This is a genomic window from Patescibacteria group bacterium (genome assembly GCA_020148045.1).
Lineage (GTDB): Bacteria > Patescibacteriota > Minisyncoccia > Minisyncoccales > GWA2-38-27 > JAHCRG01.
In genome coordinates, this window is the sequence record JAHCRG010000017.1 from 15183 (window position 1) to 39629 (window position 24447).

Genomic DNA, 24447 nt, shown 5'->3' on the forward strand with positions numbered 1-24447 from the left:
ATCACTTAGTATAAACTTTTATTACTAAAGTAATGCTAACACCTTGGGCTGATTTTTCTACAGTTAAATTTTGAATTTCAATTAGATAAGGGCTTGTTTCCGTTTTTTCAAGAAATTTTAAAAAATTGGGGAAAGAGCCAATTAAGCTTAGGCGAAATCCTATGGAATTCCAGGGGTCAGTTTCAGCTGCCTCCAGGAAGACAGGCGAAATCTCAATTGAAAGTTCAGAATCTCCTGCTTCTTTTTCCCAAAATTTAATTAAATCAATTGGAATCTCCGGGTCAACAAAAAGCTGGTTGATTTTTTCTAAATCTGGCTCTAGTCCTTTATAAATCTCTTTAAATTGTTCAAACTTTCCAGCCTCTTCCTTAGATAAAATTAATTCTTTTTTCGCTGCAATAAGTTCTTCAGAGCTTTTCTCAATTCCTTTAAATAGAGGACGTATTATAAAACCAACTATAGATATGGTTGCTACCCCAAAAATTACTGAAAATATAATTATTTTTTTCTTTGGGGACATAAGTCTAGATATTTACTTTGAAGCTTGTAAAAAAGTTAATATCAGTTGGTTCAACCCAATTTGCCGGTGGAAAGGAAATCTCTTTAAAATTACTCTCTTTTTCAAGGTTTTCCTTAAATTCAAATAAAGTTTCTCTGGTTGAAACAAAACCAGAAAGAGAAACCCTAACATTACCTTTTTCTTCGTCAGGAGAAAAAACAGCAGAAAGATTATTTAAGTAAGTTTCCGAAGGCAGAGTTTGGGAAATTTTTTCTAAAATCTGAGAAAAATAAATTTTTTGTTGGTAAAAAGAATTTAATTTTGTTAGGGTTAAATTGACTGAACTAATTTTTTTTCGAAGATCTTGAATTTCAGACTGCTCAAATTCTTTTTCGGCTTCAACTAAAAAAGCTTTTTGAGATTCAACTTGGCTCCGAAGATAAATTTTAATTGAAAACAAAATCAAAATTAAACAAACAAGAAAAAACAAAACTAAAGCCCAAAGAATTATTACTATTTTCTTTTTCTTTTCTAATAAAAGTTTTCCTTTTTCTACTGGCGGAAGTAGATTAATCATAAACTTATTAAGTGAAGCCCGACTTCACTTATCATTTATGCCTCTCAGTGCTAAACCCAAAGCAGTGGTATAGCCGAGTGATTCTTCAAACGCTAGTTCCGGCACTTGTTTTAAGGGCTCTGGCAAAATATTTATCCAAGGGTTACCAAGCTCAACTGGGATTTCAAGTTCAGAAGAAATAAAATCAGTTAATCCTTTAAGATTAGCTCCTCTACCGCAAAGAAGAATTTTCTTTATTTCTTCACCATCGGGAGGAAGATGTTCACGGCTGCTATGAGTATGATAATAACTAATATATTTTTTAATTTGCTTGACTAAATTGGTTAGAACAGGAGTTATTACTTCGGAAATTTTTTTATTTTTAACAGTTTTTTTTAGCGGCCGCAAACCATATTTTAATTTCAATTTTTCAGCTCCAGCTAAATTTACCCCCAGAGTTCGAGAAATAGTTTCAGTCAGCTTCTGGGAAGAAACAGGGACTGAAGAGGTAAAACGCAAAGAATAACCAGAAAAAATAATAAAACTAGTCCTACTTTTCCCAAAATCAATTATAAATAGAGGGAAAGGACTAACTCCATTTTTTATTAAAGCTCGGCTAATAGACTGAGATTCAACCTCCAGAACTTGGGGAAGAAGACCTGCTTTTTTTAAACAAGATAGATAAGGGTCAACAGTTTTTTTGGGAAGAGCGGCAATTAAAATATCAAGATGGTCTAAATTATCGTGAACTGGGGCAACAAGCTGAAAATCCAAATAAACTTTTTCAACTGGTAGGGGGATATAATTCTCAGCTTCAAATAAGACAGCTGTTTTTAACTCTTCTTCTTTCATTTTCGGCATCTGGATTACCTGCAGGAAAGCTTTTTTCTCGGGTAAAGAGGCAACAACATTCCTTGTCCTCAATTTTTCTCCTTTAACTTTATTCAATCCTTCTTTAATAATTTCAATTAAAGCCGTTTCATTTTTTATTTCTCCTTCTTCAATTATTCCTGGTTTTATTTTTACTTCTCCCCAAGAAGCTAAAGCCAAAAATTTCCCCTTTTTTTTAAGTTTTACAATCTTCAAAGATAAGTCAGAGAAGTCCAGACCGAATGACTCTGGTTTTAAACTTAAAAATTCTAACATAATTTTAGAAATTAGAAATTTTAATATGACTCTTCCCAATGGTCGATGGTGATTACTGGGGAGAATGTCGGTTTTATTTCCTCGCTATCTATTCTATATCCTAACCCATATCGTATTATATCATCATCCAGAGTAATATTAAGCCACTGCCAAAGACTAACTAAAGATAGTTTTCTGGCTATTATTCCCCCTTTCACATCAAAAGAAGTATCCGGTATGCTGACAAAGCTTACCTCATCATTGGCATAAATTACTCCTTCAATATCAAGGTCAGCAGGGAAAGAAGAAAATAGACCAAAATCTATTTTTCTTTTAGTCAAAAGACCAGAGGGACTTTGAGCCGTAGGTTGAATAATTGTTATTTGAGAAAATCCCTCGTCTTTTTGTCCTCCTCTGGTCCAAGAATATTTCTCTCCGATTTTAATATTATCATCAGCTACTAAGGCCCCTTTAACAACAAGATGGCGACCTCCCCTTAAATCAATATTACCCGTAACATAAGTAATAACATTATTGAGGGTCAAAGTTCCCCCTTCTCCTACTTCCCATAAGAGGTCCTCAAATTCTGAAGTGGAATAGACACATTTGTTGGGTTGGGTAGTACAGGAAGCACCATTGCATAAAACCTCGCATTCCAAGCTATCCTCAGCCGCTTGGGCTCTACATTTAAAAGAATAACAAGGAAGAGGCCCTGGGGAATCAAAATCAACCAAGGGAAGGGATAGGGAATCTGGCGGACAGCCTGAGCCGGCCGGTAGACACTTCTCTGTGCAAACATTTTTTGTGCAGGTAGCTTCAGCAGCTAAAGTACTGGCAGAGGACTTGTTAAGGTTGCCTACTGCTAAAACCTGGCCTTCTAAATCCTCTATTTCAGGAGTTTCAGGATCATCAGGAGTAGCTGGATTATCATAAACTTCAACCGTGCTTGCTCCTTTAATGTCTAAATTGTGATTACTGAAAAGATTACCGTCATTAATCCTCAATTTGCTAAACTTGATGTCAACATTTTCACTGCTTCCACCGGAAAGAATAGCACTGTCTCCAACCGGGCTGGCCAATGCCTTAAATACTGTTGTTTTGACTATTCTTTGAGCGGTTTTCCCATTAGGAAGTGACAGGGTAGAAGTAGAAATTATTTTACCCCGACCGCAAGCAGAATTTTGGATAGTAACTTGATATGATGAACCGTCGCCAAAAGAGTGGGTAAACTCGGCTGTCCAGTAATCTCCGCTCGGATCAGGATTTTTATTATCGCAGTCAATAAAATCAGTTTCCCAAGCCGGATCTCCGTCAGCCGTTATGTCATCGTTCCCTAACTTCCAGATAGCTTCGTTTATTCCTGCTTCAGCTAAATAATAAGTTCGAACTCCTGCCTCCTGGCTTTTAGAAATTCTTAATTCGGTTAAAGTAAAAATTAAAAAATAAGAACCTAAAAGCAATAACGCTATTAAGATTAAAAAAGTAATAATAATAACGGTTCCTTTAGAATTCATAAGTTTCTTCCAAATATTTTAGTTTCTAACTCAATACTTTTATTCCTCTTTTCTAAGGTCAGGGAAATATTAATAATCCTAGAGCCCCAAAATTCTAAATTAGTTACATATTCCCCAATTATTACCGGTCCCTCGGTAGTGATAGTAGTTAAAGTTTCAGTCGGCGAGGTAGTATCCCAGGAAAGAAAAGTACTGGGATCACTGGGAAAATAATATCTTTTTACTTTCCTTTTCACCTCACTACCTTCTTGATAATAACAAATGTAATAGTACCTAGTTGTAATATGACCATCTTCAAATTCAATTATACTGCTTATCTCACTTCCATCATCAGAAAGTTCAGTAATTATCTCCTTTGCCTGGCGAATTTCTCTAGACATTCTTTCCAAAATCACTCTTCCATTTTGAGTAATTTCCGCTACCTCCTCTCCGCTCAGATAACCTCGCTGACTTAAGGTATAGGCAGAATAAACAGCAACGACAACTAAGATAAAAATGGTAATGGCAACGAGCATCTCGGTTAGGGTAAACCCATTTTTCTTGAAATTTGAAATTTGAAACATTAGATATGTAAAGTATTTATAATATTTATCTTTTTGTAATTAAAGTAACGAGTTCTATTTTTTTGGCGGGCACTCCCCAGGAAACGATTACTTTTATCTTTTTTATTCCTGTATCTTCGGGACAATTAGGAGAGGAACTGCCGTTAGGATCAAAACAGGTCACTTCTGTTTCCCTTGAATAAGCGCTAAAAGGAGGGTTAAGTGTTTGCTGTTCACCAGAAATTTCTTCGTATGATGTAGAAATAATTTCTTCCATTTTTGCCTCTCCAAGATAAACTGCCGTAGTAGCCATCTTAGAAGAACTCACTATCTGAATGCCCAATGGAAACATAGCCAAAACTGCCGTAATTCCTACTGCTAAAATAAAAATTGCTATTATCACTTCGATTAGAGTAAAGGCATTCTTCATACTAATCTTTTTTAATTTTAACAAAGCCAGATGGTCTAACCTCAATAGTTTTTGTTTGGTTTTTAGTATTTTCTAAAACAATGGTTCCACTTTCTTTTACTGCTCCATAGGGATTAAATTCCACTTTATCATCAGTAAAATCAGCAGAAAGGGACTCAATTTCGTTCGGTAGAACTACTTCTAAAAGAGGCTGAGTTTGACCACACTGGACTATTTGATATTTTTTTTCTGTCAAAAATAATTGAAAGCAGTGATTAATTTGTTCGGTTACTGCTATTTGCTGGGCGTAGCGGAGGTCAGTAACCAAAGTTCTAACCGCCCCATTCAATTGGATAGTAGGTTGAAATTGTCTATACACCGGGATACTAATTCCAACAAGAATTCCAATAACAGCAAGAACAATTAGAAGTTCTATTAGGGTAAAACTATTTTCCTTGAAACATGAGACATGAAACATGAAACAAATATCTAATATCTAATTTATAGTGCTTCCATCATTGAATACATTGGCTGAATCATTGAGATGGCAAAAAAGCCTACTATTGCTCCAACAATAAGCATTAAAACTGGTTCAATTACAGCTGACAAATTTTTAGTGGCATTAGCAACTTCCTCTTCAAAAAATTCAGCTAATTTTTCTAAAACATCTGAGGTCTTACCGGTCTCTTCCCCAACCTCAATCATCTGAATTACTAAGGTCGGGTAAATATTTTCGTATCGCTTAAGAACTCCAGCCAACTTAGCTCCTTTTTTAACCTCCTCTGCCGCCTCTGATATTGCTTTCTTGTAATGAACATTACCTAAAGTTCCCGAAACAATTTCCAAAGACCTAACAATAGGCACCCCAGCAGCAATAAGAGAAGACAAGGTTCTAACTGTATGGGCAGAATTGGTCTTTTTTATAATAGGGGTTATAATAGGGATTTTTAAAGCAAGGGTATCAAATACTAATCTTCCAGCCTTCGTTTTTAAAATCACCCTTAACAAGAATATAAAAAATAGAATCCCTAATGGAAGCGAGAACCAAAACTTGGATAAAAAAGTGCCAGTAGCAATCACTAATTTAGTAGTAATTGGAAGTTCAATCTCCAATTCAGCAAAAACCCGAGCAAGCTTTGGGACAACTACAATCAACATTAAAATTCCAATACAGGCCATGGCAAAAATTATAACTGCAGGATATATCATTGCCCCTTTTATTTTTGATTTTATCTCATGTTCTTTTTCCATTTGTTGGGTTAAAACTCTTAAAACTTCCTCCAGGGTTCCTGTTTCCTCTCCGACTTTTACCATACTAATGAAAAGTTCAGAGAAAATATTGGGGTATTTAATAAGACCATCAGAAAATGTTTTTCCTTTGATAATTTCTTCTCTTATCTCTAAAAGAGTCTTTTTAAATTTTTTGTTTTTAGTTTGATTAGCTAAAATTCTTAGGGTCCTGGGTAAGGAAACACCGGCAGCAATCATAACTCGGAGATTTCTGGCAAACATTATTTTCTCAGTCAAAGAAACCCAACCAAAAAAAGGAACTGTGATTAAAAATTTCTTTTTATGCTCCTCTTCTTCAGAAGTGGCTTTAATTAAAATAGAACCTTCTTTTCGAAGGATTTTAGCAAGTTCGTGTTCGTTCTTAGCTGACAGAGTTCCTGAGCGCGGCTCTCCTTTTAGGGTTTTGGCAATATAATTATACCGAGGCATGGGATTTACTCTATTATTACCCTCAAAACTTCCTCGATTGACGTTACTCCCTGGGCTGCTTTTACAAATCCATCTTCAATTATTGTTCTCATCCCCTCTTTTTGAGCTTGCCCTTGAATTCGGTCAGTAGTTGCCTGGCTAACAATTAGCTCTTTTATAGTTTCGGTAACATTTAAAACTTCAAAAATCCCAATTCGCCCTTTATGACCTTCGGGACATTCTTTTGAGGGTTTTGGTCGGTAAAATGGAATATTTTTGAAAGTAGCTCTTGGCTTTACTGCTTTTTCTTCCTTTAAAACTTTAAGGACCTTCTCTAAATCACAATATTTAGCTAAATTTTTCAGTTCAGAATCTGTTAAAATGTACTTTTCACTTTCTGAACAAAGCCGCCTAACCAATCTTTGAGCCATAATTACATTTAAAGTTGAAGAGATTAAAAAAGGCTCAGCTTTCATATCAATCAACCGAGGGATGGCTCCGGCAGCATTGGTTGTGTGTAAAGTAGATAAAACCAGATGACCGGTTAAAGCAGCATTAATAGCCAAGCCGGCGGTTTCGTTATCTCTAACCTCACCAACCATAATAATATCTGGGTCCTGCCTGACTAAAGACCGAAGCCCTGAAGCAAAAGTTAAACCAATTTTAGTGTTAACTTGAGTTTGATTAATCCTTGGCATTCTATATTCAATCGGATCTTCAATAGTAGAAATATTTACTCCGGGAGTATTTAAAATCTCCGTCATAGCATAAAGAGTAGTGGTTTTTCCCGAACCAGTAGGACCGGTAACAAGAATCATTCCTACTGGTTTTTTTAAATTATATTGAACTCTTTCTAAAGCTTCCCCTCTTAAGCCCAAGGTCTCTAAAGTAAGAGCTTTGGCTTTTTCCGGCAAAAGTCGCATTACAATTTTTTCTCCGTCAAAGGTTGGTAAAATCGAAACTCGGATAGAATATTTATATTCTCCGGTCTCAATTTTAAATCGGCCATCCTGAGGAAGCCGATGCTCATCTAATTTCAAGCTGGAAAGAACTTTAATCCTGGCAACAATCCCGGAACTAGCTATTTTTGGTAAAACCATGGCATCGCGTAAAATTCCATCAATCCGATAGCGAACTACAACTTCTTTTTCTGTTGGCTCAATATGAATATCAGAGCCCCTCTGTAAAATTGCATGTTTCATCAAAGTATCTACAATTCGAATTACCGGTAATTCTTCAGCCACCTTCCTTAAATCTTCTTTCTCTTCAACAAACTCTTCCTCCTTAACGGGTCTTATCACCCCTGCTTCTTTTTTAATAATTTCTCCAAATTCAGCTTCAAGAGTTTTTTGATATTGCCTTAAAGCATTCTTGATACCTGCCGAGGTTGTTAATCTTGGTAAAATTTTAAAATTAGCCTTCTTCTTAATAAATTCAATGGTTCTTAAATCTTCGGGATCAAGCATAGCCACTTCCAAGTTTATCCCCTTTTTTCTAAAGGCAACGATGTTATGGCTTTTAGCAATAGCTTCAGGGATTATTTTTAAAACCTCGGGAGGAATCATCTCCTCTTCTAAATTTACAAAAGGGATACCTAAAATATAAGCTTCCAGCCTAACTAAATCCTCTTGACTAATTAAACCCTCGGAAATCAAAACATCCTCAATCTTCTGTTTGGTTTTCTCTGCTTTTTTTAGGGATGCCTCAAACTGAGCCTCGGTAATTAGGTCAGCATCAAGCATGAAGGCCTTTAATCGCTGTGGCTCTACTCTCATATGTTTTAATTTAAGATTATATATTTATACCTTAGCGAATCAAGGTTCTCGCCGAAGGCGAGGTTCTTATTCTTCAATGGCTTTTTTAATTTTTTCCATCACTTCCTCTATTGTATATTTAGTTTTCACTAAATAAGCAGTTGCTCCCAATTTAACGGCTTGTTCCACATCTTCCATCTTTTCAAGATTAGTCAAAACAATAACCGGAATTTCTTTTGTCTCTGGTTCTTCTTTTAGCTTCTTCAAAACCTCAAAACCGTGCATTCTGGGCAAAACGAGGTCAAGCAAAATTAAATCTGGCTTTTTGGTCCTGGCTAAGTTAAAACCTGTTTCCCCATCTAAGGCACTAATCATTTCATAGCCCCCCTGTTTCAAAATATCTCCAAATGTTTTTTGAAGAGCAGATTCATCTTCAATGAATAATATTTTCTTCATGAAACTATCAACGAATACCTAATCTATTACGAATTTACGAATATTCGTAAATTTGAAAAGGATTCGTTATTCGCTGATTACTAAATTGGTAATGTAAAATAAAAGGTTGTTCCTTTTCCCTCTTTGGATTCAAACCAAATTTTTCCTCCTAATTTCTCAATAATTGATTTGCAGACATATAATCCTAAACCACTTCCCCGGGTTCGTTCTTTCAAAATATTCTCTGCCCGGAAAAATTTCCGGAAAATATACCTTTGTTCTTTTTTAGGAATACCCGCCCCCGAATCTTTTATTTTAAAAAATAAGTTTTTTTCTCTTCTCTCAATGCTAATTTTCACTTTCCCTCTACCTTTGGTATAACGAACAGCATTGTCTATAAGATTTTCAACTACAAGTTTTAATAAAGAAGGGTCCGTAAAAACTTCAGACAAACTTTTCTGAGAAGAAAAACTTAGCTCAATATGTGAGGCCTCGGCAAAAACCTTATATCGTGAAACTTGCTCTTTTATTAAACTTTCCAAGGAAAATTCTTTTTTCAATACTGGAAAAGTTCCTTGTTCAATTTTGGAAACAATTAACAAATCATCAATTAATTCTACCATTCGGGCAATATTTTCTTTCACATTATTTAAATATTCTTCTACTTTTCCCGAAGGCACTTCCATTTCTTTTGAGGTCAGAAGTTCAAATGTCCATTTTATGTTGGTTAAAGGAGAACGCAGCTGGTGAGAAATTATGTTGATAAATTCCGATTTCATTCGGGAGGCCTCAGCCAATCTTTCAAAGCTCCGAGTCGTAACAAAGGCAATAATAAATAAAACTGTGGTAATAACAAGAATAATCAGAGCCACCATTTCAGGATCAGCTATATAACGAGTCCCGATTAAATAAGAGACAATTGAAGCTGAAGCAATAACACTTCCCATTACCAAAAAAAGAAACTGGGGGCACTGCCAAAGAGGAAGCCCATAACGTCGACACTGGGCAAGAATATTTAATTGGGCAAGAATTTTTTTAAGCATCTAATTATTTTATTATATCATTATATCATAAATCAATAAAGATTGACCACAAAGGAAAATTTTGCTATATTTGAAACATACGGGGTGTGGTGTAATGGTTAACATTCTCGCTTTGGGAGCGAGCGATTCCCGGTCCGAGTCCGGGCACCCCGACTGCGGGTATAGTATAATGGTAGTACAAAACCCTTCCAAGGTTTAGGCACGGGTCCAACTCCCGTTACCCGCTCTATGTCAAAAAAAGTAAAAAAAATTATTTTTCCAGGAACAACTTTGATAGTTTCTTTTTATCTTTCAATTTTGTTCACTATCGGAATAATCGCTGGCTATCTTGGCACAACCCTTTTTCATAGAAGAATCCGGAAAAAAAGAGGGGAAGTAAGAGGGGTAAATTTACCTTTCAGAAAATGGGAAATCCATTTACATCACTGGATATTAGGAGGTTTAGGAATCCTTATTACTTATTTTTTCTCATCTTTATCAATTTTCTGGATAGGTGTTTTCGGTGGTTTAGTTTTTCACGATATTTACACTGATAAAAAATGGTATAGAGTTATTTACAGAAAATAGACGACTAAAAAAAGCCCACTCAAATTGAGCGGGCTTTTTTTATCTAATATCTAACACCTACCGGGCATACTCCACTGCCCTATTTTCCCTAATCACCGTCACTTTTATTTCACCGGGATATTTTAATTCTTCTTGGATTCTATTGGCAACTTCTCTGGCTAATTTCTTTGCAAATAAATCATCGATCTCTCCCGGTCTAACAAAAATGCGAATCTCTCTACCTGCCTGGATAGCATAAGCTTTTTCAACTCCAGAAAAAGATAAAGCAATACCTTCAAGCTCTTCTAATCTTTTGAGATAATTTTCAAGGGTATCTTTTCTTGCTCCAGGACGGGCACCTGAAATTTGGTCAGCTACCTGAACTAAAATTGCTTCAAGGGTTTCGGCAGGGTATTCTTCATGGTGAGATTTCATAGCATCAATTATTTCTTTCTCTACCTCAAACTTTTCTAAAATTTTTATTCCAATATCAGTATGGGAACCCTGAACCTGATGGTCAACTGCTTTCCCAATATCATGGAGCAAACCTGCTTTTTGGGCTATTTTTGAATTAGCTCCTAATTCTGAAGCTAAGGTAGCAGCCAAATGGGAAACTTCAATTGAATGAAGTAAAACATTTTGACCATAACTGGTTCTAAAACGCAACCTTCCTAAAAGCTGAACTATTTTGGGGTCAAGATTGACTATTCCGGTATCATAAACTGCTTTCTCCCCCGCTTCTTTTATCTGCGAAACAATATCTGATTCCACTTTCTGAACTGTCTCTTCAATTCTGGCTGGTTGAATCCTGCCGTCCTGAATTAATTTCTCTAAAGCAGTTTTAGCAATCTGTCTTCGGATAGGATCAAAACCAGAAATCATTACAACTTCAGGCGTCTCATCAACAACTACTTCTACGCCGGTTAATCTCTCTAAGGTTCTAATGTTTCTTCCTTCTTTCCCAATAATTCTTCCTTTTATCTCCTCGTTTGGAAGATTAACTGTCGTAGTAGTCAATTCCTGAGCCTGAGAAAGAGCATATTTTTGAATAGCCAAAGCTACTATTTCTTTAGCTTTCTTCTCATATTTTTCAAAACCAGCTTCCTCTAACTTTCTTATTTTCTCCAAAATTTCTTTCTGATATTCTCTTTCAAGGTCTCCCAGTAATTCTTTTTTTGCTTCTTCCCTGGAAAGTTTAGAAACCCTCTCCAAATTTTTAAGAGTTTCTTGTTTCAAATCTTCTAAAGCTGTCTTTATCTCCCTAAGTTTTTCCACTTTCTCACGAAACTCTCTTTCTTTCTCTTCCAGATTTGAAATTCTCTCCCCTAAGATATTCTGTCTTTTCAATAAAAGCTTTTCAGCGCTAAAAAGTTCCCGGCGCTGACTGGCGACATCTCTTTTTGTTTTTTCAATAATCTGAGTTGCTTTCTCTTTAGCTCTTGATGTTATTTCTCCGGCATCTTTTTTTACCTGAGAAATTTTCTTTTGAAGAGTTGTCTCTATGGTGTCTGCTTTTTTCCTGGCAATTGATTGACGGGCAAAATAACCCAAGGTCGCTCCTATTGCCAAAATAAGGACACCCGCTAAAAGTAGGATAAATTGATACATATTTCGAAAGAATTTGGCTATTTATCATGTTGTTGTAAAAAACAAGAATTTAATAGAATAAACCAAAATTCAAATTATTTGTTTTCTAAAGACATCTTAGCAAATATTCCAAAAAAAGTAAACCCTGGCTTAATAAAAAACCGTCTTTAAAAAAGACGGCTATCTTTGAACCTCCTAATTTATCTACTCTTTTGCCTTTATTACTTCATCAATAATTCCGTATTCCTTTGCTTCATCGGCTGATAAATAAAAATCTCTATCAGTATCTTTTTCTACTTTTTCTAAGGATTGACCCGTGTGTTTAGCTAACATTTTATTTAATTTATTTTTGATTTTAATAATCTGTTTAGCTGTGATTTCAATTTCTATTGCCTCTCCTGTTACTCCGCCTGCTACTTGATGAAGCAAAACTTCGGTATTTGGCAAAGCAAAACGTTTCCCTTTTTCCCCGGCAGCAAGCAAAACAGCACCCATTGAGCCCGCTAATCCAAAACAAATTGTAGCAACCGGGCATTTTATATACTGCATGGTATCGTAAATTGCCAGACCAGCAGTTACCGAGCCTCCGGGCGTATTGATATAAAGCTGAATGTCTTTTTTTGGATCCTGGCTAGCTAAAAACAGCATCTGGGCAATTACTAAATTAGCCAGGGTATCAGTAATAGGACCTGCTAAAAAAATGATTCTATCTTTTAAAAGCCGAGAATAAATATCATAAGCCCTTTCCCCATGTTTTGTTTTTTCTAAAACCGTTGGAACTAAATTCATAAGTTTTCAAGTAATTGAAATATTTTTTCTATTTTCTCTGCTTCTTGAGTATACTTCTTTATTTCCTCGGAGTCAAGTTCTCTTTTGCCGATTTCTCTTAAAACCAAGAAGTTTTTTACTTTTTTCTGAGTTTGGGACAGAAAGGAATCTATTACTTCTTTTTCGGTTTTTTTCAGTTTCTTTAAATAATCCTCAAAAGGGATTTTTAATCTTTCAGAAACCATTTTTTTAAGATCTTCCAGCATTTGTTTTTGTTCCTGCTCAATTAAAACTTCGGGAATTTCAGATTTTGATGCCTGACTTATTTTTTCCAAAATCTCTTCTCTTACTCGCTGAGATTCTACCCGTTCTTTCTCTAAATTAAGTCCTTCTTTTACATTGTTCTTGAGGGCGTTTAAATTTTCAAATTTTCCCAAACTTTTTGCAAACTGGTCATCAACTTTAGGAAGCTCCACATTCTGAATTGACTTCATTTTAACTTTAAGCGTAATCTGTTTGCCTAGCTTCTGGAAAGGATGGTTTTCCGGAATATTTATTGAAACTCCATCTTTTTCCTCTTCTGCCTTCATTCCAATTAATTTTTCTTCAAACCCTGGAATGAAATGACCCTCTCCTAAAATAAAAGCATCCTTTCGTCCCTCTCCCTGAATTTGAGCTGACCAATATTCAATCTCCACAAAATCCCCTTTCTGAGCAGGTTGATTTTTTAAAGTAAATTTTGCCCGAGATTTCTGAAGCCATTTTAAAGCATTTTCAATTTCTTTTTCTTCCACTACAACTTTATTTCTCTTGATATTAGAAGCAATCTTTCTATAATCAGGTAATTTAATTTCAGGCAGAACCGCTGTTTTCGCTGAAAAAACCAAATCACTACCCTTAGCAAGTTTCTTAATTTCAATCTTTGGCTGAAAAATGGCTTCAATTTTATTTTCTAAAACTGCCTTTTTATAAGTTTCATTAACAGCTAAATCACCTGCTTCAATTAATATCTTTTCTGGACCTATATGTTCTTCGATAATATTTTTTGGCGCTTTGCCTTTTCTAAAACCTCTAATTTCTAAGTCCTTACCCAAGTTTAAGGTAGCCCGCTCAATAAAGTTATCGAATTCGTCAGCGGGCACTTCAATCTCTAGTTCAATTTGAGATTTCGGTAATTTATTTATCTTTACCCGCATATTTCTCCACCGCCTTCTTAATTATCTCTTTAGCTTTATCTACTCCTCCCCAGCCTTTTATTTTAACGAACTTGTATTTTTCCTTCTCTAACTTCTTATAGTCGGCAAAAAAGATCTCTATCTCTTTTTTAAGATGTTCATCAAGGTCCTCTGTTTTTCGAATCTTTTTAAAGCGAGGATCTACTTTTCCCGAAGGAACAGCCACAATTTTATTATCAATTCCTGCCTCGTCTTCCATCAAGAGCATCCCAATTGGACAAGCTGAAATAACACATCCCGGGAAAGTGGGATAAGTGGTGAGGAGAACCACATCTAATGAATCACCATCTTCAGATATTGTCTGGGGAACAAAGCCATATTCAAATGGAAAAAACATAGGGGAGTAAAGCGTCCTATCTAATTTAAAATATCCCTTATCTTCTTCGTATTCATATTTATTTTCTGAACCCTTAGGAATATCTATCACTACATTGATTTGGTCTGGTGGATTTTCCCCAGCTGGAATATCTTTAAATAAATTAGTCATAATATTAAATAATATTATTTTGATTTTTTAGTCGACCTTGTGGTTGTAGTTTCTGGTTTTTTAGTTTCTTTCTTTTTTGCTACTTTCTTCTTATTTTTTTCCTCTTTCTTCTCTTTCTCTTCTTTCTCTTCCTCTCCAGCTTCCCCTGCAGCTCTAACATCTATCTTCCAACCAGTAAGTTTAGCAGCCAATCTCACGTTTTGACCATCTTTGCCAATAGCTAAAGATAATTGGTCCTCAGGAACAAGACAAAGGGCTTTGTTTTTTGGCATAATTTTTACTTCCAAAACCTTAGCTGGAGAAAGAGCATTAGCAATAAATTTTTCTGGGTCATCAGAATATTCAATAATATCAATTTTTTCTCCTCCTAACTCATTAATCACAGCTATAACCCTTGACCCTCTTTGTCCAACAGCACTCCCTATTGGATCTACTCCCTCTTCTTTTGATTCTACTGCAATTTTTGAACGGGAGCCTGGCTCCCGGGCAATTGATTTAATTACTACTTGGCCCTGAGAAATCTCCGGAACTTCCAACTCAAAAAGTTTTGAGATTAATTTTGGATAAGCTCGGGATAAAAACACAGCGGGCCCCTTTGGAGTTTCCTCAACTTTTAAAATATAAACTTTTAATCTTTGGCCAGGTTTATAAAATTCTCCAAAGACCTGTTCTTCCCTTGGCAGAACCCCTAAGGTCTTGCCAATGTCAATAAGAACATTCCTCCCCTCCATTCTTTGGACAATCCCTGAAACTATTTCTCCTTCTTTTGATTTATATTCTTCAAAAATTGTTTCCCTTTCTGCTTCTCTAATTTTCTGCAAAATCACCTGTTTTGCTGTCTGGGCAGCTATCCGACCATAATCCTCTCGGGTTTTTAAAGGTATCTCTAATTCTTCTCCAGCTTTAACCCCTTTCTTTTTTTTCTTTGCCTCTTTTAGCATAATATGCTTTTCCGGGTTAAAACGAATCTTTTCTTCCTTTTTCTTTTCCTTGCCCGCCGTAGCCTTGGCGGAGGCGGATTTTAACTTCTCTAATTCTTCTTCAGAGTAAATCATCTCTTCTGAGACAACTAATTTTATCTGCCAAAATTTAACTCCCCCGGTCTCTGGATTTAGTTTAGCTCTAATTAACTGACCTCTTTCGCCATAATCTTTTTTATAGGCAGCAGCAATAGCCGTTTCAATACTCTCAATTACCTTTTCTAAAGGGATTCCTTTTTCTTCGGCGATTTGAGAAATCGCTGATGTAAAATTTTTTATATCCATATTAATAAAATTGTCCGTTTTCCAACGGACAGAAATATCATTTTCATTCCTACAATCTTATCCTATCAAAGCAAAATGCTCTTGTCAACCCTAGGGGTTACTTCTTAAATTCCTTTTTAATCAGTTCAACTAATTCTCTGGGGGTGTAATCGGTTTTAAGAAGATATTTTTCCGCCTTGAAAAAAAGTCCTTTCTCCTCTAATTCTTTATTTGTATAATTAGTCAAAATGAACACTAACATATCTTTTGTTTTTTTCTGTTTTCTAATTTCTTCTAAAACCTCAATGCCATTTATATCTGGAAGAGCAAGGTCAAGCAAAACTAAATCCGGCTTCTTGGCTTTTCCTTGCTCTATTTCTTTTATTTTCCTAATAGCTTCCTCTCCCAAAAGCATTGGGTCTACATCAAAACCAGCTTTCTCCAAAGCTGTCTTATAAACATCAATGGTCGGCAAATCATCTTCAATGAACAAAATTGTCTTTTTCATACAAGTTTATTATAGCAAATTCTTAACTATTAATAAAAACAAAAAAATGTCAATTTCTATGTTGTAGTTAAAACAGCCCGTGGCTATTTACACTACGGGCTGCTTTATCTCAGTTATTAACAGCTTCTACGAGTTCTTTAACTTTCTTTTTATCAATTCTTTGTTTCCAGGTTTTCACATTAATTTCTCTACAATCATCATTCCCCGCCTTTTAAGATGTGTTAACTATTGCCCCATTTACATAATCAAAGCATCTGCCCCAGATTTTATTGCCCCTAACGCAGATTCCGTTAATGGCCTTTTATTTAAAATTTCAGATCGTAATAAATTATTTACCAGTTAATTCTCGCATTGAAGCCCCTATAAGAACTGCTGTTGTATCTATAATAGGCATAGAAATATGAATATTGGATATTATAATTTGAAGATCAGTACATGCAAACAAGATAGCTTTTGCGCCATTTTTACATAAAGAGGAACAAATTAATTTAATTTTTTCCTCTTGAAGTTTATTTCTTTTTCCATTAATTAATTCTACTATAATTTTATTCAGACTGTCTTGTTCTGTTTTTGTCGGATACAAAAAACTTATTCCATGTTTTTCTAAAACATCATTATATATCTTATCTTTAACAGTAGTTTCTGTAGCTAAAATCCCGACGGCATCTACTTTCATTAATTTTAGTTGCAATGCCGTTTCATCGAGTATACTTAAAAATGGTATTTTTACAGCTTCGCGAATTTCTTTTATATATTTATGCAATGTATTACATGGTAGTATACCAAAATCAGCTCCCGCTCTTTCTAATACTTTTGCCCCTTTAATCAAATATGGAAGCATCTTGTGTGAATTTATGCCCTTGATAATTGCTTCATCCTCAATGACAAAAGGAAACGGTAAATTGTATATTACAATTGATGGATACTTATCTTTTTTATTTTTTTTAAATAAATCAATAATTGAAAGATATATTCTTGAAGTTGTTCGTGGGCCTACCCCGCCTAGGATTCCTAATGTTTTCATGTTTCTTTATTATTAGTTAAATTTACTATTAATAATAAAAAATATTTTAAAAAAAAGCAAGTTAATCCTTATTTACTCATCAGAATAAAAATACCCGGACCCTCATTTTTAACATGAGGTTCCGGGTAAAATTTCTAAGCGTTTTTTTATCCCAAGAAAAGACATTAACGCCTCAAAATCTTTATACGCACGCTTGTGGTTTCTGCTTTTTTTCCTAAGTTCGTAGTAACTATTGTGACACCAATCATATCCACGATTCCTTAAATCTACAAACATAGGTTCTCCTTCAAGAGGAATATAGCAAGGAGTATTGCATATCGTCATATATCGATCAGTCGGATTATTTGTTGTACATAATTCTGGCCTCCGCTTTCGAAGAAATTCCCGGATCACTGTAAATCGTTCCTCCGGTTTACTCATTAGATTTACAAACTGAAAACCCTCGGCAGAATACGATTTTTTCCAAATCAACGGATGATACATGTCTAACCAAGAAAAAGGATGGGCTGCCATATACAAAGTGGCGTTATTAGCACCCAATTCGCCCCCGTGCCTCCTTCCAGATTTTTTGATTCTTTGAACCATATCAGCTACTTTCTCATCAGTAGAAGATTCTAGTTCAGCCCCAAGCGCGCTCAAAAGCTCTAGCGCACCACTACAAACCTGCTCAGCTCCATCGAAAAAGAAATTAATGTTACTGCCATCTAAAAACTCGGTAATTACATCTCGAAACTGTGATTGCTTCGTTTGCCACCCATTACAATAATAGGCGATAGGCGTTGGATCAATTATTCTTACGATTGACTCAAAGCCTTTTAACCTAAGTTGTCTTGATAACTCTATTGCAGGAATCAATCCAGCACAAAACCTAGCTGGCATCCCTACCGGATGCTCATAGACAACAATGCTAATTTGTATAACATTTCTTGGCCGAAAAACAAGACCTTCTTTAATCCAAGACGAATTAATTGTGGTGTTCATGCTCAATCTCCTTTCTATTTTCAGGTTTTTAACGTACTTTCCTAAAGAACTATTTTAAGAAGAATTAAAAAAACTTCTCATCTCTGGTATCTACTTAATAAAGTAAATAACAGGGACGAGAAGTGTTTCCCGCGGTGCCACCCTGATTCCCCCGCTTTGGGCGGGGGCACTTTCACTGACTCTCCCCGCTAAGCGGGGTTTATCAGTTATCCTCTGGTTACGGAGGAAGCCGGGCTTCCACTAATGCAGAAGCCACCTCCTCGGGCCCATTTACCCGATTCATCGGTTTTAGTAATTTTCAAAGATATTTCAATTATGTAAACTGTTTTCCATAATAGCAAACCAAGAAACCTTGTCAAGAGCATTTGTTATTTCACCGGCAGCTCAATATAAAAGGTGCTTCCTTTGTCCTTTCCCTCTGACTCTGCCCAAATTTTACCATTGTGAGCTTTGATGATATGGCCAGTAATAAAGAGGCCTATTCCTCTGCCCGTTCCATAAACTTTCTTTGCTTCCTTGCTTCTTTCAAAAGTTTTAGTGAAGAGAGTTTTTAATTCTTCTTTTGGAATACCCATTCCTGTATCTTTAACTGTTATTTGTAATTTGTTATCTGACGGTTGACATCTTACAATTACTCCTCCCTTAGGAGTATATTTTATTCCATTATCAACAATGTTAAATAAAGCTATCCTCAGTTTTTCAGGGTCGGCTTTAATTCTTGGTATCTTCCCTGGTTTTTGAAGCTTGAGATAAATACCTCTGGCTTTAGCTTCAAACTGAAGCTCTTCTATTATTTCTTTAAAGATAGGCCTTATATCTATATTAGGTTTAAGAGAAACTACTTCTTTGCCTAATTGAAATTGAGTGATATCTAAAAATTCATTAACTATTTTAATTAATCTGCGAGTTGAGACCTGGAATTTTAAAAGAGCATCTTTGATTTTTGGAGAAACTTTTCCATAAGTACCTCCGAAAATCAAGTCAAGATACCCTATCATTGAGGTTAGGGGAGTCCTTAAATGATGCTGAGTAGCCATAATAAACTGATTTTTCGCTTCATCTAATCTTTTAAGTTCTTGATGAGCCTTTTTTTCTACCTCGTAAGCTTTTCTGATTTCTTGAGTTTGCTCATCTACTTTTTGCTGGAGATTTTCAGTCAATTCTTCTAAGGCCTCGTTAGCTTTTCTTTGGGTAAAATTAGCTTTGATAATTTTGTCCGTGCTCTTGTTAAAAAAGTAACCATAAACAATGACTAAGGTAAAAACAGAGATAATTACTAATTTTGAAATCTTCCCTTCAATTAAAAAAGAAAGGGTAAGAAAAAAAATTATTAAAATCGAGCTGATTATTTGATAATGCAAAAACAAGCAATTGCGGAATTTCAATTCGCAATGCTGACAACGTTTATAAGGAGTATGATTAAGGGTTTTGACTAACCAGCAATTTTCGTTAAGATATCCGGGTTTTCCTATTTCCATTTTTTTCTCTTTGAAATTTTTCACTTTTTTCCATTATTTCTTATCTCTTAAAAATCTTTTTAAGAAAAACATACATTAAAGTAGCCACACAAAAACCAACAAAACAAGCCAAAAATATCAAAAAAGCCATTATCAAAATAAAAATCCAGACAAAATCAACAAATTTTCCAAAATAGAGAAATAAAAAACCAATAAAGAGAAGGACTGCTGTCATGCCAGAGACAAAATTTAATTCTCCTGATTCTTTCTGAATTGGTTCCGATCTTTCTTTTAGCAACTTTCTTAAAACCAAAGCGTGAAATTGATAAAGAATATCAATTTTTACAGAAAAAATCCTCAACCCCACCAAAATGCTCGCTGCCAAAACCAACCAATGATTATGAATCAAAAAAGCAATTAAGGTTAAAATTCCAGCAATAGCCCTGGAAAATTTCAAAGAATTATCATAAATTAGGCATTGTTTCATATAATAGTCATTAATATTAATTAACTTTTAAATTTTCGACCTTGAATACACTATGTTCATCTTTTAGCTATATAAATTTCCACTCAAATACTTCAGACCGCTATCAGGGAAAATGGCACAGATTCTCTTTCCTTTTTTGAGTTCTTTTGCTTTCTTTAAGGCAACATACCCTGTAGCTGCTGAGCTTTGACCAACTAACAATCCTTCTTTTCTTGCTAATTCTCTGGCTATTTTTTTCACTTTTTCCATTTCTTCTCTCTTTATTTCAAAGATCTCGTCAAAAAATTTTCTTTTGAAAATTTTGAATTTTTCTATTTCAGCTAAGGGGAGGAAACCAGCTATTGAAACTCCCTCTTTTGGAACCACCCCCACAATTTTCACACCTGGTTTTTCTTTTTTCATTCTCATTGCCACTCCCATTCCAGTTCCAGCTGTCCCCAGACTTAAAACGACCATATCTAAATTTCCCTTCGTTTGAATTAAAATTTCTTTGGCGATGGTTTGATAGTGAGCCATTGGGTTCTCTTTATTGTTGAATTGATCAAAACAAACAAATTTTTGAGGCTCTCTTTTTAAAATCTTATCTCTTAACTTTATTGCCCCCATTTCACCTTCTTTGGCTGGAGTCAAAATCAATTCGGCGCCAAAAGCTTGAATAATCTTTCTTCTCTCTTTGTTTCCTAATTCTGACATTAAAATTTTTACTTTGTAACCGTTAATAGCGCCCAACATTGCCAAAGCTATTCCTGTATTGCCGGAAGTAGCTTCCAAAATTGTTTTTCCTTTTATTTTTGCTTTTTTCTCTGCGTTTTTTAACATAAAAAAAACCATCCTATCTTTTATCGAACCACCGATATTGAACCATTCGAGCTTGGCTAAAATTTCAGCATCTTTTTTGCCGACCAATTTGTTAATTTTGACCATTGGCGTTTGACCGATCAACTCCGTGATGTTTTTTGCTACTTTCATTGCTTTTCAAATTTAAGAAATTTTTTTATTTTATTACTTGTTACTCGTGTTCATCCTTGTTCCATACAAAGCGGGATCTGATTTCATTCGATTTACCAATTTCCAAAGACTATTGGCGCGGACAGGAGAAAAATTTTCCCTCAACCCTATTTTATCAATAAAATACAGATCAGCATTTTTAATGTCTTCTGGTTTTTGGCCAGACAGGACTCTTATTAACAAAGCAATAATCCCTCTTATTATAACAGATCTGCTATCAATATCATAAAAGACTTTCCCGTCTTTAAATGCGGAATGAAACCATGTCTTTACTTGGCAGCCCTTGATAATATTATCTTCTGTTCTATATTTTGAATCAATTGGGGGTAAATCTTTTCCTAATTTAATTAGATAATTATATTTATCCATCCAGTTGTCAAAAATTTTGAATTCGTTAATAATTTCTTTCTGTATCTCTTGTATAGTCATTTTACTTGAACATTTTTTGAATTTTCTTCAGCGCTTCATATAGAGAATCTATTTCCTCTAGGGTATTATAAAAAGCCAAGGATGCTCTAATACTACCTTCAACTTTATAATGTTCCCAAAGAGGCTGCGTGCAATGGTGGCCAGTGCGCACCGCAATACTCATTTTATCTAAAAACATTCCGACATCATACGAATGAATGTTGTTTAATAAAAAAGAAAAAATACAAGTTTTGTTTTCCGCCGTGCCGTATAATTTCAGTCCATTTAAGGCCGTGAGCTTAGCCGTTCCATAATCCAACAACTTTTTTTCATAATTTTTTATATTATCTAATCCTATGCCTGTCAGATAATCCAATGCCGCACCCAATCCAATGGCGCCAATGTAATTAGGGGTGCCGGCTTCAAATTTAAAAGGTAACTCATCGTAAATGGTGTGCTTAAACGTCACACGATCAATCATCTCTCCTCCGCTCTGATATGGAGGCATTTCCTGCAACCAGTGCTCTTTTCCATATAAAACCCCTATTCCTGTAGGCCCATATACTTTATGCCCTGAAAAAGCATAGAAGTCGCAATCTATATCCTGAACATCAACATTCTGGTGTTGAATTGCCTGGGCTCCATCTATTAGGACAGGAATGTTATTTTTATGAGCAATGGCTACAATTTCTTTGACAGGATTAATGGTACCAAGGGAATTTGAAACGTGAGTAACAGCCACCAGCTTTGTTCTGTAATTGATTAATTTTTTATATTCATCCAATAATAATTCACCTTTATCATTGAAAGGAATTACTCTTAGCTTAGCGCCTTTTCGGATACACATTACCTGCCAAGGAACAATATTGCTATGATGCTCCATTTCAGACACAATAATCTCATCGTTCTCTTTTATGTACGCCTCTCCAAAAGAAAAGGCCACCGCGTTGATGGAAGCCGTAGCCCCACTGGTAAAAATTATTTCACGGGCAGATCGGGCATTCAAATAATCTTGAACCTTTTTCCTGGCCGATTCATGCATTTTAGTCATTTGGTCGCTTAGATAATGAACCCCCCTGTGAACATTGCTATTATGCTTGGAGTGCAATTTGTTTATGGTATCTATAACAACTTTGGGTTTCTGGGTGGTTGCTGCATTATCGAAATAAATAAGGGGCTTCCCATAAATTTTCTGGTTAAGCACAGGGAAATCATTCCTTATCTTTGTTATATTAAAAGTAGATATTTTATGAGTATTTTTTGTTTTGTGCATTTTATAATTTTAGCCGTTCTCAGCAACTAATTTAATTTTACCACTTTATTCCCCAAAACAAAAGCAGCCACCAAACCGATAACTGCTTTCATTTTATTCCAGGCCGAGTTCTTGGTTTGCTTTTTCGCGTTATTGTCTCAAAATTTTAGAATATGCTTTAATAAAACGCTCGGTGTCTTTAATAGCACCAATGCTAACTCTTATTGTGCCTTCAATATTTGGTCCTTTTCTTGGCCTAACAAGTATTCCTTCTGACTTCAAAATCTCAAGAGTTCTTTCCTGGTTATCTGGTTTAACAAGCAAGAAGTTAGCTGCGCTTGGCCAGAATTTTACATTGTTTTCTTGGAAGAATTTCTCAAGTTTTGGCTTGGATTTTTCCATAACCTCTCTGACATAGTTTCTCACATATTCTACATCCTCTAAGGCAGCTGAAATAGCAACTTTGGCAAACATATTTACATCATAAGGACCCTTGATTTTTAATAATTCTTTAATATTTTTCTCCTGGCTCAAAACATAGCCGGGTCTAGTAGAAACCAAGCCAAAGGTTTTTGAGAAAGTTCTGCTTATAAAAAGGTTGTCATATTCGTCAATTAAATCCTTAACAGTAATATTTGAAAACTCAAAATAAGCTTCGTCGTGCAAAACTGCAACATCTTTTTCCCTTGCTTTCTCTAAAATCTTTAAAACATCCTCTTTGGAAATTGCTGTACCAGTAGGATTATTGGGGTTAATGAGAAAAAGTAGTTTGATATCTTCTTCAATTAAATCTAAAACCTCTTTAAGGGGGAATGATAAATCTTCTCGATAAGATGGTTTTAATATTTCTGCTCCCTGAACTCCAGCTGACTGATAGTGCATAGCAAAGCTCGGAGTCGGTATTATCACTTTATCACCGTCTTTAACAAAAGCTCTCATAATTACATCAATACCCTGATCAGAACCATTAGTAACCATTACTTGAGAAGGTCTTACACCAGCATATTGAGCAATTCTTGAATCTAAATCTCCGTATTCAGGATAAACTTGAAGCCGGCCTGACTCTATAAATTCTTTTAATGCTTTTTTAACCTTTGGGCTTGGCTCTATGGTCATTTCATTAAAGTCCAACAAAAGATAACCACCTGTGGCTCTCCCTTCTAGGGGTGGTTTATAAGGACTCATCTTTTTAATATTTTCCCTAAATTTCGCCATACTTAAATTAAGCCCTTGGTGCTAGGAAGCTCTTCTAAAATTCTCTTGTCTTGAGAACAAGCTACTTTCATTGCTTTGCCAAAGGCCTTGAAAACTGACTCTGCTTTGTGATGGTCATCTTCTCCATATAAGGCCTTGATGTGCAAAGTAGCTTCTAGATGCCGAACAAAACCCCAAAAGAACTCTTTGATTAAACCAGATTCCAAATCTCCAATTTTTGGATTCTTAAATTTACAATCAAAATTTAAAAAAGCCCTGCCAGAAATATCTAAAGATATTACTGAAAGGGCTTCGTCTAATGGAAAAACAAAATAACCTGCTCGGTTAATTCCTTTTTTATCTCCAAGAGCTTTTTTAAATGCCTCTCCCAAACAAATACCTATATCTTCAACAGTATGATGCTGGTCAATATCAATATCTCCTTTAGCTCCGATTTTTAAATCAAACAAGCCATGCTTGGCAAAATTATCTAAAAGATGATTCAAAAAGGGAATAGGGGTTGAAATATCTACTTTCCCCTTTCCATTAATATCAAGCTCTATTTCAATATCTGTTTCTTTAGTTTTCCTCTGAAAAGAAGTTTTCCTTCCCATATAAATATTGTAATCTTCTAATAAAAAAAGTAAAGCGCCTGATTAAATCACCAAGCGCTTTCAATGTTTTTG

General features: G+C 35.2%; 27 protein-coding genes and 2 tRNA genes. 3 read left to right on the forward strand and 26 right to left on the reverse strand.

The annotated features are described in order from the left end of the window. Nucleotide 1: 1 nt before the first annotated feature. From KJA13_03650 to KJA13_03700, 11 genes are all read right to left on the reverse strand, one after another. Nucleotides 2–520, reverse strand: a complete 519-nt coding sequence (locus KJA13_03650; protein ID MBZ9578092.1) for a hypothetical protein — start codon at nucleotides 518–520, stop codon at nucleotides 2–4. Nucleotides 521–524: 4 nt separating this feature from the next. Continuing rightward, nucleotides 525–1076, reverse strand: coding sequence for a hypothetical protein (locus KJA13_03655; GenBank protein ID MBZ9578093.1), 552 nt, complete (start codon nucleotides 1074–1076; stop codon nucleotides 525–527). A 24-nt stretch (nucleotides 1077–1100) separates the two neighbouring features. Continuing rightward, nucleotides 1101–2201: a type IV pilus assembly protein PilM gene (pilM, locus tag KJA13_03660; protein ID MBZ9578094.1), complete on the reverse strand. Its 1101-nt coding sequence runs from the start codon at nucleotides 2199–2201 to the stop codon at nucleotides 1101–1103. A 20-nt stretch (nucleotides 2202–2221) separates the two neighbouring features. Next, nucleotides 2222–3694, reverse strand: coding sequence for a hypothetical protein (locus tag KJA13_03665; GenBank protein MBZ9578095.1), 1473 nt, complete (start codon nucleotides 3692–3694; stop codon nucleotides 2222–2224). Continuing rightward, nucleotides 3691–4257, reverse strand: coding sequence for a prepilin-type N-terminal cleavage/methylation domain-containing protein (locus KJA13_03670; protein MBZ9578096.1), 567 nt, complete (start codon nucleotides 4255–4257; stop codon nucleotides 3691–3693). The genes KJA13_03665 and KJA13_03670 overlap by 4 nt, the downstream gene beginning before the upstream one ends. Before the next feature lie 25 nt (nucleotides 4258–4282). Further along, nucleotides 4283–4666: a prepilin-type N-terminal cleavage/methylation domain-containing protein gene (locus KJA13_03675; protein ID MBZ9578097.1), complete on the reverse strand. Its 384-nt coding sequence runs from the start codon at nucleotides 4664–4666 to the stop codon at nucleotides 4283–4285. A gap of 1 nt (nucleotide 4667) precedes the next feature. Further along, complete coding sequence (locus KJA13_03680; GenBank protein MBZ9578098.1) at nucleotides 4668–5123, reverse strand: prepilin-type N-terminal cleavage/methylation domain-containing protein; 456 nt, start codon at nucleotides 5121–5123, stop codon at nucleotides 4668–4670. Between the two features lie 23 nt (nucleotides 5124–5146). Further along, nucleotides 5147–6364, reverse strand: coding sequence for a type II secretion system F family protein (locus tag KJA13_03685; GenBank protein ID MBZ9578099.1), 1218 nt, complete (start codon nucleotides 6362–6364; stop codon nucleotides 5147–5149). Between the two features lie 5 nt (nucleotides 6365–6369). Next, nucleotides 6370–8118: a type II/IV secretion system protein gene (locus KJA13_03690; GenBank protein ID MBZ9578100.1), complete on the reverse strand. Its 1749-nt coding sequence runs from the start codon at nucleotides 8116–8118 to the stop codon at nucleotides 6370–6372. 66 nt (nucleotides 8119–8184) lie between these two features. Further along, entirely contained in the window at nucleotides 8185–8553 is a 369-nt protein-coding gene (locus KJA13_03695; protein ID MBZ9578101.1) for a response regulator, read from the reverse strand. An 80-nt stretch (nucleotides 8554–8633) separates the two neighbouring features. Further along, nucleotides 8634–9575, reverse strand: a complete 942-nt coding sequence (locus tag KJA13_03700) for a HAMP domain-containing histidine kinase (protein MBZ9578102.1) — start codon at nucleotides 9573–9575, stop codon at nucleotides 8634–8636. Between the two features lie 80 nt (nucleotides 9576–9655). On the opposite strand from KJA13_03700, the gene KJA13_03705 reads away from it, so the two are divergent. From KJA13_03705 to KJA13_03715, 3 genes are all read left to right on the forward strand, one after another. Beyond that, nucleotides 9656–9728 (forward strand) — tRNA-Pro (locus KJA13_03705). 2 nt (nucleotides 9729–9730) lie between these two features. Continuing rightward, a tRNA-Gly gene (locus KJA13_03710) sits at nucleotides 9731–9801 on the forward strand. Between the two features lie 2 nt (nucleotides 9802–9803). After that, nucleotides 9804–10142 (forward strand): hypothetical protein, encoded by a 339-nt coding sequence (locus KJA13_03715; GenBank protein ID MBZ9578103.1) that lies wholly within the window; start codon nucleotides 9804–9806, stop codon nucleotides 10140–10142. Nucleotides 10143–10199: 57 nt separating this feature from the next. Here the strand turns inward: KJA13_03715 and rny are convergent, their stop codons facing one another. The 15 genes from rny to hisB form a co-directional block, all read right to left on the reverse strand. Next, nucleotides 10200–11729 carry a ribonuclease Y gene (gene rny / locus KJA13_03720; protein MBZ9578104.1) on the reverse strand — a complete coding sequence of 510 codons (1530 nt, stop codon included), beginning with the start codon at nucleotides 11727–11729 and terminating at the stop codon, nucleotides 10200–10202. Between the two features lie 183 nt (nucleotides 11730–11912). Next, a complete protein-coding gene (clpP, locus tag KJA13_03725; GenBank protein ID MBZ9578105.1) occupies nucleotides 11913–12497 on the reverse strand; it encodes an ATP-dependent Clp endopeptidase proteolytic subunit ClpP in 585 nt (194 codons plus the stop codon). Then, the gene (gene tig, locus KJA13_03730) at nucleotides 12494–13672 is read right to left on the reverse strand and encodes a trigger factor (protein ID MBZ9578106.1); all 1179 of its coding nucleotides are present in this window, start codon (nucleotides 13670–13672) and stop codon (nucleotides 12494–12496) included. Before tig ends, clpP begins: the two co-directional genes overlap by 4 nt. Next, nucleotides 13653–14198 (reverse strand): inorganic diphosphatase, encoded by a 546-nt coding sequence (ppa, locus tag KJA13_03735; protein MBZ9578107.1) that lies wholly within the window; start codon nucleotides 14196–14198, stop codon nucleotides 13653–13655. The genes tig and ppa overlap by 20 nt, the downstream gene beginning before the upstream one ends. A gap of 14 nt (nucleotides 14199–14212) precedes the next feature. Further along, on the reverse strand, nucleotides 14213–15463 hold the full coding sequence (gene nusA, locus KJA13_03740) for a transcription termination/antitermination protein NusA (protein ID MBZ9578108.1): 1251 nt from the start codon (nucleotides 15461–15463) through the stop codon (nucleotides 14213–14215). Nucleotides 15464–15560: 97 nt separating this feature from the next. Continuing rightward, nucleotides 15561–15950 carry a response regulator transcription factor gene (locus KJA13_03745; GenBank protein ID MBZ9578109.1) on the reverse strand — a complete coding sequence of 130 codons (390 nt, stop codon included), beginning with the start codon at nucleotides 15948–15950 and terminating at the stop codon, nucleotides 15561–15563. 328 nt (nucleotides 15951–16278) lie between these two features. Further along, a complete protein-coding gene (locus KJA13_03750; protein ID MBZ9578110.1) occupies nucleotides 16279–16974 on the reverse strand; it encodes an amino acid racemase in 696 nt (231 codons plus the stop codon). A gap of 108 nt (nucleotides 16975–17082) precedes the next feature. Beyond that, on the reverse strand, nucleotides 17083–17955 hold the full coding sequence (locus tag KJA13_03755) for a hypothetical protein (GenBank protein MBZ9578111.1): 873 nt from the start codon (nucleotides 17953–17955) through the stop codon (nucleotides 17083–17085). Between the two features lie 368 nt (nucleotides 17956–18323). After that, nucleotides 18324–19433, reverse strand: a complete 1110-nt coding sequence (locus KJA13_03760; GenBank protein MBZ9578112.1) for a HAMP domain-containing histidine kinase — start codon at nucleotides 19431–19433, stop codon at nucleotides 18324–18326. A 40-nt stretch (nucleotides 19434–19473) separates the two neighbouring features. After that, complete coding sequence (locus KJA13_03765; protein ID MBZ9578113.1) at nucleotides 19474–19899, reverse strand: DUF4395 family protein; 426 nt, start codon at nucleotides 19897–19899, stop codon at nucleotides 19474–19476. Between the two features lie 63 nt (nucleotides 19900–19962). After that, the gene (locus tag KJA13_03770; GenBank protein MBZ9578114.1) at nucleotides 19963–20868 is read right to left on the reverse strand and encodes a PLP-dependent cysteine synthase family protein; all 906 of its coding nucleotides are present in this window, start codon (nucleotides 20866–20868) and stop codon (nucleotides 19963–19965) included. A 33-nt stretch (nucleotides 20869–20901) separates the two neighbouring features. Beyond that, a complete protein-coding gene (locus KJA13_03775) occupies nucleotides 20902–21336 on the reverse strand; it encodes a SufE family protein (protein MBZ9578115.1) in 435 nt (144 codons plus the stop codon). Between the two features lies 1 nt (nucleotide 21337). Beyond that, the gene (locus tag KJA13_03780) at nucleotides 21338–22588 is read right to left on the reverse strand and encodes a cysteine desulfurase (GenBank protein ID MBZ9578116.1); all 1251 of its coding nucleotides are present in this window, start codon (nucleotides 22586–22588) and stop codon (nucleotides 21338–21340) included. A gap of 129 nt (nucleotides 22589–22717) precedes the next feature. Beyond that, nucleotides 22718–23782 carry a histidinol-phosphate transaminase gene (hisC, locus tag KJA13_03785; GenBank protein ID MBZ9578117.1) on the reverse strand — a complete coding sequence of 355 codons (1065 nt, stop codon included), beginning with the start codon at nucleotides 23780–23782 and terminating at the stop codon, nucleotides 22718–22720. A 2-nt stretch (nucleotides 23783–23784) separates the two neighbouring features. Continuing rightward, entirely contained in the window at nucleotides 23785–24375 is a 591-nt protein-coding gene (gene hisB / locus KJA13_03790) for an imidazoleglycerol-phosphate dehydratase HisB (GenBank protein MBZ9578118.1), read from the reverse strand. Between the last annotated feature and the right edge of the window lie 72 nt (nucleotides 24376–24447).

What these genes read in the sequence shown, in the direction of transcription:
- clpP (MBZ9578105.1), bottom strand. Translation starts at nt 12,497, where the DNA reads ATGAATTTAGTTCCAACGGTTTTAGAAAAAACAAAACATGGGGAAAGG.
- rny (MBZ9578104.1), bottom strand. Translation starts at nt 11,729, where the DNA reads ATGTATCAATTTATCCTACTTTTAGCGGGTGTCCTTATTTTGGCAATA.
- KJA13_03780 (MBZ9578116.1), bottom strand. Translation starts at nt 22,588, where the DNA reads ATGCACAAAACAAAAAATACTCATAAAATATCTACTTTTAATATAACA.
- KJA13_03750 (MBZ9578110.1), bottom strand. Translation starts at nt 16,974, where the DNA reads ATGAAAACATTAGGAATCCTAGGCGGGGTAGGCCCACGAACAACTTCA.
- KJA13_03655 (MBZ9578093.1), bottom strand. Translation starts at nt 1,076, where the DNA reads ATGATTAATCTACTTCCGCCAGTAGAAAAAGGAAAACTTTTATTAGAA.
- KJA13_03695 (MBZ9578101.1), bottom strand. Translation starts at nt 8,553, where the DNA reads ATGAAGAAAATATTATTCATTGAAGATGAATCTGCTCTTCAAAAAACA.
- KJA13_03675 (MBZ9578097.1), bottom strand. Translation starts at nt 4,666, where the DNA reads ATGAAGAATGCCTTTACTCTAATCGAAGTGATAATAGCAATTTTTATT.
- KJA13_03745 (MBZ9578109.1), bottom strand. Translation starts at nt 15,950, where the DNA reads ATGAAAAAGACAATTTTGTTCATTGAAGATGATTTGCCGACCATTGAT.
- hisB (MBZ9578118.1), bottom strand. Translation starts at nt 24,375, where the DNA reads ATGGGAAGGAAAACTTCTTTTCAGAGGAAAACTAAAGAAACAGATATT.
- KJA13_03715 (MBZ9578103.1), top strand. Translation starts at nt 9,804, where the DNA reads ATGTCAAAAAAAGTAAAAAAAATTATTTTTCCAGGAACAACTTTGATA.
- KJA13_03700 (MBZ9578102.1), bottom strand. Translation starts at nt 9,575, where the DNA reads ATGCTTAAAAAAATTCTTGCCCAATTAAATATTCTTGCCCAGTGTCGA.
- tig (MBZ9578106.1), bottom strand. Translation starts at nt 13,672, where the DNA reads ATGCGGGTAAAGATAAATAAATTACCGAAATCTCAAATTGAACTAGAG.
- KJA13_03775 (MBZ9578115.1), bottom strand. Translation starts at nt 21,336, where the DNA reads ATGACTATACAAGAGATACAGAAAGAAATTATTAACGAATTCAAAATT.
- KJA13_03755 (MBZ9578111.1), bottom strand. Translation starts at nt 17,955, where the DNA reads ATGAACACCACAATTAATTCGTCTTGGATTAAAGAAGGTCTTGTTTTT.
- pilM (MBZ9578094.1), bottom strand. Translation starts at nt 2,201, where the DNA reads ATGTTAGAATTTTTAAGTTTAAAACCAGAGTCATTCGGTCTGGACTTC.
- KJA13_03760 (MBZ9578112.1), bottom strand. Translation starts at nt 19,433, where the DNA reads ATGGAAATAGGAAAACCCGGATATCTTAACGAAAATTGCTGGTTAGTC.
- nusA (MBZ9578108.1), bottom strand. Translation starts at nt 15,463, where the DNA reads ATGGATATAAAAAATTTTACATCAGCGATTTCTCAAATCGCCGAAGAA.
- ppa (MBZ9578107.1), bottom strand. Translation starts at nt 14,198, where the DNA reads ATGACTAATTTATTTAAAGATATTCCAGCTGGGGAAAATCCACCAGAC.
- KJA13_03685 (MBZ9578099.1), bottom strand. Translation starts at nt 6,364, where the DNA reads ATGCCTCGGTATAATTATATTGCCAAAACCCTAAAAGGAGAGCCGCGC.
- KJA13_03650 (MBZ9578092.1), bottom strand. Translation starts at nt 520, where the DNA reads ATGTCCCCAAAGAAAAAAATAATTATATTTTCAGTAATTTTTGGGGTA.
- KJA13_03680 (MBZ9578098.1), bottom strand. Translation starts at nt 5,123, where the DNA reads ATGTTTCATGTCTCATGTTTCAAGGAAAATAGTTTTACCCTAATAGAA.
- KJA13_03765 (MBZ9578113.1), bottom strand. Translation starts at nt 19,899, where the DNA reads ATGAAACAATGCCTAATTTATGATAATTCTTTGAAATTTTCCAGGGCT.
- KJA13_03665 (MBZ9578095.1), bottom strand. Translation starts at nt 3,694, where the DNA reads ATGAATTCTAAAGGAACCGTTATTATTATTACTTTTTTAATCTTAATA.
- KJA13_03770 (MBZ9578114.1), bottom strand. Translation starts at nt 20,868, where the DNA reads ATGAAAGTAGCAAAAAACATCACGGAGTTGATCGGTCAAACGCCAATG.
- KJA13_03670 (MBZ9578096.1), bottom strand. Translation starts at nt 4,257, where the DNA reads ATGTTTCAAATTTCAAATTTCAAGAAAAATGGGTTTACCCTAACCGAG.
- KJA13_03690 (MBZ9578100.1), bottom strand. Translation starts at nt 8,118, where the DNA reads ATGAGAGTAGAGCCACAGCGATTAAAGGCCTTCATGCTTGATGCTGAC.
- hisC (MBZ9578117.1), bottom strand. Translation starts at nt 23,782, where the DNA reads ATGGCGAAATTTAGGGAAAATATTAAAAAGATGAGTCCTTATAAACCA.